This window comes from Rhizobium oryzihabitans (assembly GCF_010669145.1).
GTDB classification, from domain to species: Bacteria; Pseudomonadota; Alphaproteobacteria; order Rhizobiales; family Rhizobiaceae; genus Agrobacterium; species Agrobacterium oryzihabitans.
The window spans coordinates 2,055,352-2,069,808 of record NZ_CP048632.1; the positions used below are offsets into that span (position 1 = coordinate 2,055,352).

The 14,457-nt window shown below is 59.7% G+C and carries 7 protein-coding genes and 1 pseudogene; 5 read left to right on the top strand and 3 right to left on the bottom strand.

The genetic code is table 11. From position 1 onward, the window contains the following. Positions 1–32: 32 nt before the first annotated feature. From G3A56_RS10770 to G3A56_RS10780, 3 genes and pseudogenes are all read right to left on the bottom strand, one after another. Positions 33–1,799: a sulfite reductase subunit alpha gene (locus G3A56_RS10770; protein ID WP_082183427.1), complete on the bottom strand. Its 1,767-nt coding sequence runs from the start codon at positions 1,797–1,799 to the stop codon at positions 33–35. Continuing rightward, a pseudogene (locus G3A56_RS10775) lies at positions 1,796–7,299 on the bottom strand (glutamate synthase-related protein). The gene G3A56_RS10770 and the pseudogene G3A56_RS10775 overlap by 4 nt, the downstream one beginning before the upstream one ends. A 407-nt stretch (positions 7,300–7,706) precedes the next feature. After that, the gene (locus tag G3A56_RS10780; RefSeq protein ID WP_082183426.1) at positions 7,707–9,035 is read right to left on the bottom strand and encodes an MFS transporter; all 1,329 of its coding nucleotides are present in this window, start codon (positions 9,033–9,035) and stop codon (positions 7,707–7,709) included. Positions 9,036–9,339: 304 nt separating this feature from the next. Here G3A56_RS10780 and cyoA point away from each other — a divergent pair, with 304 nt between their 5' ends. The 5 genes from cyoA (at position 9,340) to G3A56_RS10805 (ending at position 14,453) form a co-directional block, all read left to right on the top strand. Next, positions 9,340–10,413 carry a ubiquinol oxidase subunit II gene (gene cyoA, locus G3A56_RS10785; RefSeq protein ID WP_003493111.1) on the top strand — a complete coding sequence of 358 codons (1,074 nt, stop codon included), beginning with the start codon at positions 9,340–9,342 and terminating at the stop codon, positions 10,411–10,413. Between the two features lie 76 nt (positions 10,414–10,489). Next, positions 10,490–12,493 carry a cytochrome o ubiquinol oxidase subunit I gene (gene cyoB / locus G3A56_RS10790; protein ID WP_003493109.1) on the top strand — a complete coding sequence of 668 codons (2,004 nt, stop codon included), beginning with the start codon at positions 10,490–10,492 and terminating at the stop codon, positions 12,491–12,493. Positions 12,494–12,498: 5 nt separating this feature from the next. After that, entirely contained in the window at positions 12,499–13,125 is a 627-nt protein-coding gene (gene cyoC / locus G3A56_RS10795) for a cytochrome o ubiquinol oxidase subunit III (protein WP_035219604.1), read from the top strand. Next, positions 13,125–13,517, top strand: a complete 393-nt coding sequence (gene cyoD / locus G3A56_RS10800) for a cytochrome o ubiquinol oxidase subunit IV (protein WP_082183424.1) — start codon at positions 13,125–13,127, stop codon at positions 13,515–13,517. The genes cyoC and cyoD overlap by 1 nt, the downstream gene beginning before the upstream one ends. Before the next feature lie 165 nt (positions 13,518–13,682). Next, positions 13,683–14,453: an SURF1 family protein gene (locus tag G3A56_RS10805; protein ID WP_082183423.1), complete on the top strand. Its 771-nt coding sequence runs from the start codon at positions 13,683–13,685 to the stop codon at positions 14,451–14,453. Positions 14,454–14,457 lie beyond the last annotated feature (4 nt).

The following is a 14,457-nucleotide window of genomic DNA, read 5'->3' on the forward strand; positions in this document are numbered from 1 at the left end:
GGAGCAGGGCAGTCCTGTGCTATCGGTAATCTCTAATAAACATCGCGCAGATAGCGTTTCTCGCGCTTCAGCCGGTTCAAGTAGTCGCTCGCAGCTTCCGCCGAGATGCCCGCTTCTTCAATAACGATCCGGTGCAGAGCGTCGTCGACATCCTTCGCCATGCGGGTTGCATCACCGCAGACGTAGAAATAACCGCCCTCTTCAAGCCATTGATAGAGCGCCTTGCCGTTCTGCCGCATGCGGGTCTGAACGTAGATCTTTTCCGCCTGATCGCGCGAAAAGGCGAGATCGAGACGTGTGAGCACGCCATCACGGCTCATGTCGCCGAGCTCGTTTTCATAGATGAAATCTGACTGCCGGTGCTGATCGCCGAAAAACAGCCAGTTTCGGCCCTTTGCGCCCCGCGCCTGCCGTTCCTGCAAAAATGCCCGGAACGGCGCGATACCCGTGCCCGGTCCCACCATGATCATAGGCGCATCATTATCCTGCGGCACACGAAACGCCTTGTTCGGCGAGACGAAAACCCCGGCATTCTGCCCCGCCTCCACCCGGTCAGCGAGATAGGTGGAGCATACACCACCACGCTCACGGCCTTCTGCGCGATAACGCACGCTGGCGATGGTCAGATGCACACCGTTTTTCGCAACCAGAGGGCTGGAAGAGATGGAATAGGCGCGATGCTGCAATGGCTTCAGGAACGTCACGAATTCGGCAAGGTCGAATACGAACTTTCCGCCGAGATCAAGCAGGTCGAGAATATCCTTGCTCCAGAGAAAGGCGGAAAGCTGTTCCCTGTCTCCATTCGCAAGGATGTGGCTGAGTTCTTCATGTCTTGCACGCTTGCCAATTTCGGCGACCAGCTCTCGTGAGGGCGTCGAAATCTCGAACATGTTCAGAAGCGCATCACCGATCGGCCGGTCCAGCCCGGCGACTTCGCTGTCTGTACCAGCTCCGAAGCGTTCGAGCAGCGCACCCACCAACTTTGGGTCGTTGAGGGGAACGACGCCAAGAGCATCGCCCGCCTCGTAATCGAGGCCACTTTCGCCGAGATCAAACTCGTAGTGGCGAATTTCCTTCGACGATGCAGGTCCGGAAAGAAGGCGATTGACGCTTACCTTAGCCGAATAGGGATTCTTGCGGCTCCATCCCTGTTTTGCCCGTGCCGGCGGCTCGGCGACGACAGACATGGCCGCCGCCGCGCTGCCGCCATCGATGGCGCGTGCAAGCGGCAGGGTCTCACCGATCCATGCTGCGGCCGCATCCTCGAAGTCGATATCACAATCGATACGCGTCTTCATGCGCTTGCCGCCGAGTTGTTCGAACCGCGTGTCGATGAGCTTGCCCGCCTGGCAGAAGCCGTCATAACCGGTGTCGCCCAGCGCGAGGACGGCGAAATTCATCTCGTCCAGCCGCGGGGCGTTTTCAGCGGCGAGCGACTCCCAGAAAAGCTGGGCATTATCAGGCATTTCGCCTTCGCCATAGGTGGAGGTTACGACGATGACCCGCTTCATGGAGCCGAGACTGTCCATTGAGACATCATCCAGCGCCGTCACTACGGGCTGCATGCCCTGTGCACGGGCCGCAGCAGCGATATCCATCGCCAGCGCTTCGGCATTGCCGGTCTGGGTGCCAACGAGGACATTCAGGACGCTGGCCGCTGCTTTTGGAGCGGCAGCGGCAACCGATGTCTCCAGGCCGATGGCGGTACGGGAGTGAAGACCGGCCAGAAAACCGGAAAGCCAGGCACGCTGATCACCGTTAAAGGGTGCGTCCTGCGGAATATAAGGTATCTTCATCATGCTGCCCTGTTGTGGCTGGATGCGGTGGCAAGATCTGGAATGGCGCGCGCTGCGAAAAGCTCTTCGAAGCCCGGCAGACGGCCGATCTTCTCGATGTTTTTCCGGTTCTGCTGGATAATCCAGCCATAGGTGCCGGGGCTGTCCACCGACCAGATGTTCCGGCGCGCCAGCGCCTGCTTGTAGTCGTCAAGCCGCTTGGCGGCGATCATCACCGCAAGCTGTTCATCGCTATGGTCCGAAAGCGCCTCGCGCGCATATTTCAGCAGCCGTTGCATCAGCGCATAATCTTCCGTGAGGATGAGATTACGCACGGCTTTTTCGATGGCGGGATCGGAAGGGCCCGAGGCCAGCGGCAGCCGCTGCAAGGCGATGGCCTGCGCCATGCTCAACACGGTATAATTATTGAGCAGTGCATACATGTCTTCCGTATCGGTCTCGCCATAACCCGGCACCGTTCCGTTCAGGACGGCCTTGCGGTCGCGATAGGCGAGCTTGAACTTGCGCAGCTGGTGGGCGGCAAGCGCGGATGCCAGTTCTTCCAGCAGCTCCTTGCGGGGCTTCGCCTTCAGAATCTCGTCGCTGTCCTGATAAAGCAGCAGGGCGCGCGGCATGCCATAGACGAAATTGTGCTGTTCACTTTCCCAGTTTTCCAACAGCCATGTCGCCTTGGCCGAGCCGGTCTCCGCGACATGCAAGGTCAGAAGCTGGTGGACTGCCTGATTGTGGATCGCGGCCTGCTCATCCTCTCCCGTGATCGCGCCGAGCAGGATGGAATCATGGCTGACCTTCTTCGGCAAATCGCCATAGGGATCATACTGATAAACGAAGCCGCCGCTCATGCCGTTGCCGAAACCCTTGCCGAAGCTGCCGAGGTTCAGCACCGCGCCGTTGGTCATGTATTCGCAGGCGAAATCACCCACGCCTTCGACGACAGCAGTGGCTCCGGAATTACGCACTGCGAAACGGTCACCCGCCTGCCCTTCCACGAAGGTGCGGCCGCCGGTGGCGCCGAACAGCGCGAAATTGCCGACCAGCACATTGCCGCCCGCCTCTTCCGAACCGCCGCCCGGGAGCGCACGACGATGGTGCCACCGCATGCGCTTTTGCCGACGCCGTCATTGCAGGTGCCAGTATGGACCATGACCATGCCGTCATTGCAGAAGGCGCCGAAAGACTGCCCGGCCGAACCTGATGTATCGATGCGCACAGATCCTGCCTCCAGGAACCGACGGCCACGGCTATCGCGTTTTACGGCAGGAAGTGCATCGGTCTCTTCGTCGGAAAGCTCGTGGTTCAGCATGCGCTCGATATCGACGGCGAGCTGGCCGCCGACGCTCTTGTTGCAATTGTTGAGGAAACGATTGCCGCCAAGCTCGATGTTCTCCCGCTTGCTGTCGATCAGAGCCGAGCGCACGAGTTCGATGAAGGCATCGTCGAGTGCGAAGTCCTTTTCCATATAGATGGGGCTGTCGATCTTCACCTCTTCGACCACGGCAAGCATTGCCCGGAGGTCAAGCTGGCCGACGCTCGCCGGATGATCGAGGAGATGAAGAAGGTCGGAACGACCACGGGCTTCCCGCAGCGAGGCAACCCCAAGCCCGGCCAAAATCTCGCGCGTTTCATGGGCAATGTTCATGAGATATTGCGCCAGCGCGCGCGGATCGCCGTTGAAGGCCTCCTGGTTTGTGGTGAGACCGGCCGGGCACTTGATGTTGCAGTTCTTCGCCATGACGCATTTCAGCATCATCAGCGCCGTCGTGCCGAACTCGAAACTGTCGCCACCGAGAAGCGCTGATTTCACCACGTCGCTCGCCGTCTGGTGCGCGCCGGAGCAACGCAGCAGTACCTTGGCGCGAAGTCCGGTGGCGCAGAGCGCCTGATGCACCTCGGCGATGCCGATTTCCGCCGCACGGCCGGTATATTTGAGGCTGGTGACGGCCGCCGCACCCGTGCCGCCGGTATTGCCGGCGACATTGATGACATCCGCACCCGCCTTGGCAACGCCAACCGCAATCGTGCCGATGCCTTCCGACGAGACCAACTTGACGATGACCCGCACGCGCGCTGCCTTGGCGTCATGGATAAGCTGGGCCAGATCCTCGATGGAATAGGTGTCGTGATGCGGTGGCGGCGAGACGAGTTCGACGCCAGGCGTGCCTCCGCGTGCCGCCGCGATTTCCACCGTCACCTTGGGAGACGGCAACTGCCCGCCCTCGCCGGGCTTTGCGCCCTGGCCGATCTTGATCTCTATTTCTTCCAGCATCGGATCGGCAAGATAGCCTGCCCAGACGCCGAAACGGCCGGAGGCGAACTGCTTGATGCGCGAGGCGCGGATGGTGCCGTAACGGGAAATATGCTCGCCGCCCTCACCCGAATTCGACATGCCGCCGACCATGTTGGTGCCATGCGCCACCGCCTCATGGGCCGCGGCAACCAGCGCGCCATGGCTCATGGCGCCCGATGCTAGGGTCCTGGTGATCTCGCTCGCCTTCTGAACGGCATCGAGCGGAATGCTTTCCGGCGCGGTGCGGATAAGCGAGAGATAGGCGGAGGCTTCACCCTTTGCCTGAACCATGAGCGCGCCGCCTTCCAGCCAGTGGCCGGGAATATCCGCACCGAAACGGTCGAGCAGCGACTGGCCGAGCGCGGCAAGGCGGGCAAGCTCATGACCATGCGGGCCGGTCAGCTGCAGCCGGAATGCGCCGTCTCCCGCCTCTTCGCAACGCAATCCGCGCACCATGAAGCTGTTATTGCCCTGTCGGGAAAAACGGCCCATTTCCCGGCGGAATTCTTCTGCGGAACCGGCGAATGTCACATCAGCCGGCAACTCCAGAACATCGCGCAGGGCGGCGGGGCGGCGCGACCTTTCTTCCGCCATCATGCGCGCGAAGGCACGGTAACCGGGGGTTACCTCGAATGCGTCGATCGCCTCAGGCGTCAACCGGTCGAAGCTGTTGTGATAATAGGCCGCATCGTTGAGACCGAAAGCATCCTCCAACCGGTTGAGCGGCAAAAGACGCAGCATCTCCTCGTTTTCGGTTCCCTTGTCGAAACCGATCTTTTCTTCCGTCATGTCCACGAAACCGCGCACCGCCGTTGTGCCATAGGAATGGCCGGCGCCTTCCGCGCGTTCCTTGAAGAGGCCGAGCAGCGGAATGTCGTTTTCGCCCTTCACCGACAGCGCCTTGCGATGCCAGTCGGCCACCGCCTGCGCGATAACGGCGAAGGTGACGCCACCGACCGGGGTCTTCACATTCGGGAAATAGCGCTTCAGCACCGGATCGTTGGTATCGAGGAAGTTCGGTTCGAAGAACTCGCCGCCGATATAACTTTCCGCCGTGCACAGGCCGACCTTGCCCATGGTCTTCATCAGCGACTTTTCCGCCGCCTTGGCAAAACGCTTGAAGGCCTTGTCGGCATCGGCACCGAATTTCTCCTCAGCGCGGAACTGCACGCCAAGCGGATAGACGGCAGAAGCGCCGAAGCCGAGGCCGGCTGCTATGTGATGCGAGGAGGAAAACTGTCCGCTTTCAACGATCAGGGAAACGCGCAGCCGCAGGCCTTCTTCGATCAGCCGCTGGTTGATGGCGGAGACGATCATGATCATCGGTAGAGCCGCGCGGCCTACCGAGACGTGCCGGTCGGTGATGACTGCGATGCCGCCTTCCTCTGCCGCGAAAGCCACAACCTCATCGCAGAGGTCATCAATTGCCTGCCGCAGGGCCGTTTCATTGGCCTCCGCAACATCGAAGACCGGCGAATAGAGCATTTCAAAACGGCGAAGGGGCGTCTCCGACTGTTCGCGAATACGCAGCATATCGAGATGGGTCAGGATCGGAGAGCGCACGACGATCTGGCGGGCCTTCTTCGCGCCGCTGTTCGGCTTCGCGCCCAGCGCCACACGCAACGTCATGCCATCGGCCTCGCGAATGCTGTCGAGCGGCGGATTGGTAACCTGCGCGAAGCGTTGCGAGAAATACTTCGCCACCCCGCCTTCTTGATCGGAGAGCGCGTTGATGGCATTGCCATAACCCATGGCCGAGATTTTTTCCGCGCCTGATGCCAGCATCGGGTCCATCAGGAACTTGAAGCTTTCCTGATTATGCGAATAGGCGACGTAGCGCTGATGCCGTTCCAGATCGCCATTGTAACGAAGGGGCGAGCCCTGCTTTTCCGCCGGCACTTCCGGCAGGTCCTCAAGCATTACGCGCGCTTCAGACAATAGCGACGGATAGTCCCGGCGCGAGGCCAGAAGCTCTAGCGCCTCGACCGTGGAAAAAGCACGACGCTCGGCGTGATCGTAATAAAGCATGCCGCCCGCCTCGATGCGGCCGCGACGGATGACGCTTTCCGCCGGAAACGCGATCTGCCCGGCCTCCGACATGACGCAGAGATAATCTTGCGTCTCGACGGTGCGCAGCGGGCGCAGGCCGAGGCGATCGAGCCGCGCACCGATGATGGTGCCATCGCCGAAGATCAGCGCGGCCGGGCCGTCATTCTTCTCCTCATAAAGCGAGAAATATTCCAGCATCGCCTTCACGGCCGGTGACAGGGTATCGTCATTTTCCCAGGCTGGCGGCATCATCGAGACCACGGCGGTGACGAGGTCGAGACCGTCTTCCATTACCCGTGCCTGCAGGGTCTGATCCAGACGGCAGCTATCCGACTGGCCCTTCGGCCGGATGATGCTGGCATTCTTCGCCAGCGCCACGGCCGCTTCCGACAGCCGGTTCTTCTTGTCGGTATTGAGTTCGCCATTATGCGCCATCAGGCGGAAGGGCTGTGCCATGGAGGGGTGCGGATCGGTATTGGTGGAAAACCGCGTGTGGAAATACATCGTATGCACTTCATGGCGCGGATCGGTAAGGTCACAGAAATAGGGCATGACCTCATGCGAGTTCAGACGCCCTTTCAGAACCTGCGTGCGGGCGCTGAGCGACAGCGGATAAAAGCCGGCAAGTTCCGGCACGGTATAGGCAAACGCCTCGATGGCCAGCAGCGCCTTGTGGATGCGCCAGTCGAATTCGGCGAGGGTTGCGCATTCGGCAGGAGCCGAAAAGACCCATTGCCGGATCGGCAACTGGTAAGGGATGGCGGCGGGGCGGATAGCCGCGTCATTGACCGGCACATCGCGGGCAAGCAGGACCGAAAACCCCTGCTCCTTGAGGGCGTTTGCGATGATACCGACCGCCTCACCGTGGAAAGCGGAATTCTGCGGCAGGAAAAAATTGCCGACGCCGAAGCGACCGGCCTGCAAGCCGGCCTCACCGGTCAATTCCCGAAAGAAGGAGGGCGACAAATCCAGCGACACGCCGGCACCATCGCCGACACCTTCCGCCGACATGCCGCCGCGATGTGGCACGGCACAGAGCGCCTCGTGGCCGCGCTTCAGCACATCATGCGTCTGCACGCCGTCCTTGCGGGTGATGAAACCGACGCCACAGCTGCTTTTTTCAAAAGCCGCATCGTAAAGGCCGAATTTTTGCTCCGTCACACTCAAGGCACTCTCCTCTCGTTGCGCATTTCGCGCGGCATCGCCCTCTTTCCCGAAACCCGGCGCATCAGCCGGCACTCTGCGGGCGGAGCCGCAGGCGACCTGGCTGCTCCTCATTCTTCTGCTTATCGGCGTTTAATGGCGCGAACGGTCGTTTTGCGGCCGTCAAACGGCGCGGCGGCAATGGCCGCTTTCTCGCAAATAATGATCGTCATCGTTCGCATGGCGTTCCCTGATGGCCGGCAATTCCGACAATGAGACACACTGAATTACGTCAGTATTGCTTACATAATATTTCATGAAGGACCGAGTCAAGATTAAAATCGATCCGGCGCAATAAAAAAACAAAAACGCCGCGAAATCCGACAGGATTCCGCGGCGCAATGGCTGCAAGGGTTGTTAAATTGCCCTGTTCACTCCGACGGCATGTCCAGCGTTCGACTGAACCAGAGGGCTACCAGCGTGCAGACCGCACCGGACATGAGGTAAATTCCGACCGCAAACAGTCCGAATTTGGACGAAAATCCAAGTGCGACAAGCGGGGCGAAACCGGCACCGATCAGCCAGGAAATATCCGAGGTGAGCGATGCGCCGGTGTAGCGGTACTCGCGGCTGAAGCGGGAAGCTAGCGCACCGCCCGCCTGACCGAAGGACAGACCAAGCAGCGCAAAGCCGATCAAGACGAAAAGATAGCGACCGATATCGCCCGAACTCAGAAGCAGCGGTGCCACAAGGCTGAAAAGACCGATCAGCACTGCGGCGAAAGCTAGAAGCTTCCGTCGGCCGATCCTGTCAGCGAGAACACCAGACACCACGATCATGCCGCCGGCGATGATGGCGCTGACGAATTGCACAAACAGGAAGTCTGAAACGCGCTGGGTGGTGTTGAGGGAAACCCAGCTCAGCGGGAAAACCGTGACCAGATGGAAGAGCGCGAAGCTTGCCAGCGGCACGAACGCACCCGTGACCACGACTGGAAACTGCGAGCGCAGCATTTTGAACATGGGGCGCGGCTCCAGCTCATGCTGCTCCAGCATGGCCTGGAATTCCGGCGTCACGATCATGCGCAGGCGGGCAAAGAGCGCGAGCACATTGAGCGCCAGCGCCACAAAGAACGGGAAACGCCAGCCCCAGGCGAGGAATTCCGCATTGGAAAGCTGTGTGACGAAAACGATGAAGAACGCGCTGGCGAGACCGAAGCCCATCGCCGCGCCGATCTGCGGCATCATGGCGTACCAGCCGCGCTGCTTCGGCGGTGCATTCATGGCGAGCAATGAGACGAGACCATCCCATGCGCCGCCAAGGCCGAGACCCTGACCGATGCGGAATACCGCCAGAAGACAGGGAGCGAGCATGCCGGCTTCCGCATAGGACGGAAGGAAGCTGATCGCCATCGTTGAACCACAGAGCGTGAACAGCGCGGCCATCAGCTTGACGGCGCGGCCGAACTTTCGGTCGATCTGGAGGAAGATCAGCGAGCCGATCGGCCTTGCGATAAAGGCCAGAGAGAAGACCGCAAAAGAATAAAGGGTCGCCGTCAGCGGATCGACGAAGGAGAAGAAAACATGCGGAAAAACGAGCGCGGAGGCAATGGCGTAGATAAAGAAGTCGAAAAACTCCGTCATTCTCGCAAGAATGACCGCAATTGTGATGCGATCCGGATCGACCTTGACCGGATCGGTTCCATGACCGTTGGCTTCCGGCGCCTGCCCAAAAGATGGAGCAGCATTGCTATAACTCATAATATCCCTCCTGCGTCATGGACGAACCATTTCCTGTAACGCGCCGGCTCCTCTTCCGTTGCGTTACGATGCGACGGATTGTCACACGCACCTTCCGTAAGGTCAAATGAAGTTTGATAAGAAGGCTTGCCCAGGAAGCTCGCTATGCGATAATGCAGCCGCTCCGTCTTCAAACGCAGCTCTGCCCGCACATGGTGCATCGCGAAGGTTTCGCTGCACCGCGACAATATACCTCATTTCAAAAATGATGTTCGGCAATTAATCGCGGCATAATCCAAACTGTACGAGTCCAAAGAACGTGCGCATGATCAAAAAACTCCCGTCCGCCCTTCTGGCAATCCCGGCACTGCTGTTGCTCAGCGGCTGCAACCTCGTGGTGATGAACCCTTCGGGTGACGTCGCCATCCAGCAGCGCGACCTCATCATCACGTCCACGGTTCTGATGCTGCTTATCATCGTTCCGGTCATCGTGCTTACGCTGTTCTTCGCGTGGAAGTATCGCGAATCGGCGAAAGCGGAGGATTACGATCCCGAGTGGCACCACTCGACGCGCCTTGAAATGGTGATCTGGTCGGCCCCGGTCGCCATCATCCTGATGCTCGGCACGGTCACCTGGATTTCCACCCACCGTCTTGACCCCTACCGCCCGCTGGAGCGTATCGACGAAAACCGTCAGGTCACCGCCGAGACCAAGCCCATCACGGTCGAGGTAGTGGCGATGGACTGGAAGTGGCTGTTCTTCTATCCCGAACTCGGTATCGGCAGCGTCAATGAATTTGCCGCTCCTGTTGATGTTCCGATCAACTTCAAGATCACCGGCACGACGGCGATGAACTCCTTCTTCGTTCCGGCGCTCGCAGGCCAGATCTACGCCATGGGCGGCATGCAGACCAAGCTGCACGCCGTCATCAACAAGGAAGGCGTCTATGACGGCTTCTCGGCCAACTTCTCCGGTCCCGGCTTCTCCCATATGCGCTTCAAGTTCCATGGCCTGAGCCAGCAGGGCTTCGACCAGTGGGTGGCCAAGGCGAAGGAAGGCGGCAAGGGTTTCGGCCGTCAGGAATATCTCGAATTCGCCAAGCCGTCGGAGCGTGAGCCGGTTCAGTATTTCGCTTCCGTCGATCCGGAACTCTACAGCGCCATCCTCAACCGCTGTGTCGAGCCGAACAAGCTCTGCATGCGCGACATGATGCATATCGACGCCAAGGGCGGCGGCGGCAAGGAAGGCATCGACATCGCCAAGGCGCTGAACTCCGTCGTCTGCACGCCGCTTGCGCCTTATGGCGTCGCCAGCGGTCCTCAATCCACTCCGGCTGCCATCGAAGGTCAGACTTTCGAGCCTGCGGCGCTGCCGGAAACGAAACAAGTCGCTGGCTGACGGATACGTCCCGGCATTATGCGGCGCGGCCAATGGCTGCGCCGATCTTATGTCTTAGAATCGCAAGAGGCTAAAAATGATCGTCAATTCCGATCAAACGTCGTTCCTGTTCGGGAAGCTGACATGGGAGTCCATCCCGCTTCACGAGCCCATTCTCGTCGCGACCTTCGCGGCCGTGGCTCTGGGCGGTATCGCCGTCGTCGGCGCGCTTACCTATTTCCGCCTCTGGGGCTATCTCTGGAATGAATGGTTCACGAGCATCGATCACAAGAAGATCGGCATCATGTACATCATCCTGGCGCTGGTCATGCTTTTGCGCGGTTTCGCCGATGCCATCATGATGCGCGTCCAGCAGGCGATCGCTTCCGGCGGATCGGAAGGTTACCTTCCGCCACACCATTACGACCAGATCTTCACGGCCCATGGCGTCATCATGATCTTCTTCATGGCCATGCCGATGATCACGGGTCTGATGAACTTCGTCGTGCCGCTGCAGATCGGCGCACGCGACGTTTCGTTCCCCTTCCTCAACAACTTCTCCTTCTGGATGACCACGGCCGGCGCCGTCATCACCATGATCTCGCTGTTCATCGGTGAATATGCGCAGACCGGCTGGCTTGCCTATCCGCCGCTTTCCGGCATTGACGGCAGTCCGGGTGTGGGCGTGGATTATTACATCTGGGGCCTACAGATCGCCGGTGTGGGAACGACGCTCTCAGGTATCAACCTGATCGTCACGATCATCAAGATGCGCGCACCTGGCATGACCATGATGCGCCTGCCGATCTTCGTCTGGACGTCGCTGTGTTCGAACATCCTGATCGTGGCCTCGTTCCCGATCCTGACCGGCACGCTCGCGCTTCTCACCCTCGACCGCTACGTTGGCACCAACTTCTTCACCAACGATCTCGGCGGCAACCCGATGATGTATGTCAACCTCATCTGGATCTGGGGCCATCCCGAAGTTTACATTCTGGTACTGCCGGCATTCGGCGTCTTCTCGGAAATCGTCTCGACCTTCTCCAACAAGCGCCTTTTCGGTTATGCCTCGATGGTCTACGCCACGGGCGTCATCACCATCCTCGCTTATGTCGTGTGGCTGCACCACTTCTTCACCATGGGTTCCGGCGCAAGCGTGAACGCGTTCTTCGGCATCACCACGATGATCATCTCGATCCCGACGGGTGCCAAGATCTTCAACTGGCTCTTCACCATGTATAAGGGCCGCATCAAGTTCGATGTCCCGATGCTGTGGACGATCGGCTTCATGATCACCTTCGTCATCGGCGGCATGACCGGCGTTCTTCTCGCCGTTCCGCCGGCGGACTTCGTGCTGCACAACTCGCTGTTCCTCATCGCCCACTTCCACAACACCATCATCGGCGGCGTTGTGTTCGGTGTGCTCGCGGGTATCGTCTACTGGTTCCCGAAGGCCTTCGGTTACCGCCTCGATCCTTTCTGGGGCAAACTGTCCTTCTGGTTCTGGTTCATCGGCTTCTATTTCGCCTTCATGCCGCTCTATATTCTCGGCCTGATGGGCGTGACCCGCCGTATCAGCCAGTTCGAGGACAATTCGCTTCAGATCTGGTTCGTGATCGCGGCCTTCGGCGCCTTCCTGATCGCGCTCGGCATCGCCTCCTTCGTCATCCAGCTCATCGTCAGCTTCCTCAAGCGCGACCAGCTCCGCGACGTTACCGGCGATCCCTATCACGGGCGTACGCTGGAATGGTCGACCTCGTCGCCGCCGCCGGCCTACAACTTCGCCTTCACGCCGGTCGTCCATGACGTCGACGCCTGGGCGGATATGAAGAAGCGCGGTTATGTTCGTCCGCTTGAAGGTTACATCCCGATCCATATGCCGAAGAATACCGGCGCAGGCGTGATCATCAGCGCCATCAGCGTGGTGCTCGGCTTTGCGTTGGTGTGGCACATCTGGTGGCTGGCGGCCCTGTCCATGCTCGCCATCATCGCGGTCTCGATCGCCCATACCTTCAACTACAACCGCGAATATTACATTCCGGCTTCCGATGTTTCGACAGTCGAGGCGGAACGTACGAAGCTGCTTGCTGAACAGGCGTAACGAATATGGCTCATGCACCTGCACAAAGCGTCGACGGCGCTGAACCACCGGTCTTCTACCTGAAGGAAGACCACCACCCGGAGAACGGCACTTCGCTGGGCTTCTGGCTCTACCTGATGAGCGACTGCCTCATCTTCGCGACCCTGTTTGCCACCTATGCCGTTGTCGGCCGCAACTATGCGGCCGGTCCTTCGGGCGCCGACCTGTTTGATCTCAAGCTGGTGGCGATCAATACCGGCTTCCTGCTCTTCTCCTCCATCACCTATGGCTTTGCCATGCTGGAAATGGAAAAGAAGAAGGTGAAGTCGACACTGGTGTGGCTTGGCGTGACCGGCCTCTTCGGCCTCGCCTTCCTTGCCGTGGAACTTTACGAGTTCCATCACCTGATCGCGGAAGGCGCAGGCCCGCAGCGTTCGGCCTTCCTCTCCGCCTTCTTCGCGCTGGTCGGCACGCACGGTCTGCACGTTACCTTCGGCATTATCTGGCTCGTCACGCTGATGTTCCAGGTCTCCAAGCACGGTCTGATCGCGGCCAACAAGCGCCGTCTGATGTGCCTGTCGATGTTCTGGCACTTCCTTGACGTCATCTGGATCGGCGTCTTCTCCTTCGTCTATCTCATGGGAGTTCTGTGATGAGTTCCGAAGCACACGCACACCACGACGCGCATGGCGGCGACCATCACCATGATGGCGCGAGCCACGGCACCTTCAAGAGCTACATGATCGGCTTCGTCCTGTCGGTTATCCTGACGGCGATCCCCTTCTGGCTGGTTATGGGCGACGTTCTTGAAAACAAGACCCTGCTGGTCATCGCGATCATGGGTCTCGGCGTCATCCAGATCTTCGTGCACATGATCTACTTCCTGCACATGGACACCAGGTCCGAAGGCGGCTGGACCTTCATGGCGCTGATCTTCACCGTCGTGGTGCTCCTGATCACGCTCTCCGGCTCGCTCTGGGTCATGTACAACATGAACAAGAACATGATGCCGCTGCACATCGAAGATGTGAAGAACCTGCCCTGAGCAGCATAAACGGCCTGCCGGGTTTCCGGCGGGCCGGCCAACGCACCAACACATAACCCCATGAATCGTGGTGCGATTTATGGGGTTATTTGCTGGAAGACCGGATGCCTGCGGCCGAAAGCGCTGCCGCGGCAAGCCGCATGGCCTTGCAAGGACTGTGAAATCATGACCGATCCATCGACAACCGCCCCGCAAAAGCACCGTATCCGCCCCGCGGCGATCGTCGTCCTGTTTTTAACCATCGTCCTGACGGGCTCTCTGCTTGCGCTCGGGACATGGCAGGTCAAACGTCTTTCCTGGAAGCTCGACCTTATCGCGCGTATCGAAGCCCGCGCCCATGCCGCCCCCGTCGAAGCCCCTGCTGCTGCCGAATGGCCGGCCCTAACCGATCCCGCGGGCTATGAATATCGCCGTGTAAAACTGTCCGGCACCTTCCTTAATGACAAACAAGTTCAGGTCTATACGGTCAGCGATCTCGGCCCCGGCTACTGGGTGATGACGCCGCTCAGACGCGAAGACGGTTCAAGCGTCATCGTCAATCGCGGCTTCGTGCCTTCCGACAAACGGGACCCGTCCTCGAGGCTGGAAGGCGAACCCGCCGGAGATGTCGAGATCGTCGGATTGATGCGTGCGCCGGAAACCGGCGGGCTTTTCCTTCGAACCAACGATCCGGCAAATGGGCGCTGGTACTCCCGCAACATCCCGCAGATATCGCAGGCATCCGGCCTTTCCGATGTCGCGCCGTTTTATGTCGATGCCGATGCGACGCCCAATCCGGGCGGGCTGCCTGTCGGCGGCAAGACCATGCTCACCTTCCCCAACAACCATCTGTCCTATGCCGTGACCTGGTATATTCTGGCGGCCATGGTGGTTGCGGCCGGCTGGTACGTCCTGCGCAATCTCAACGCGCCGAAATCGAAACGGGACGAGGATTGAGCAT

What these genes read in the sequence shown, in the direction of transcription:
- cyoD (WP_082183424.1), top strand. Translation starts at nt 13,125, where the DNA reads ATGAGTTCCGAAGCACACGCACACCACGACGCGCATGGCGGCGACCAT.
- cyoC (WP_035219604.1), top strand. Translation starts at nt 12,499, where the DNA reads ATGGCTCATGCACCTGCACAAAGCGTCGACGGCGCTGAACCACCGGTC.
- G3A56_RS10805 (WP_082183423.1), top strand. Translation starts at nt 13,683, where the DNA reads ATGACCGATCCATCGACAACCGCCCCGCAAAAGCACCGTATCCGCCCC.
- cyoA (WP_003493111.1), top strand. Translation starts at nt 9,340, where the DNA reads ATGATCAAAAAACTCCCGTCCGCCCTTCTGGCAATCCCGGCACTGCTG.
- G3A56_RS10770 (WP_082183427.1), bottom strand. Translation starts at nt 1,799, where the DNA reads ATGATGAAGATACCTTATATTCCGCAGGACGCACCCTTTAACGGTGAT.
- G3A56_RS10780 (WP_082183426.1), bottom strand. Translation starts at nt 9,035, where the DNA reads ATGAGTTATAGCAATGCTGCTCCATCTTTTGGGCAGGCGCCGGAAGCC.
- cyoB (WP_003493109.1), top strand. Translation starts at nt 10,490, where the DNA reads ATGATCGTCAATTCCGATCAAACGTCGTTCCTGTTCGGGAAGCTGACA.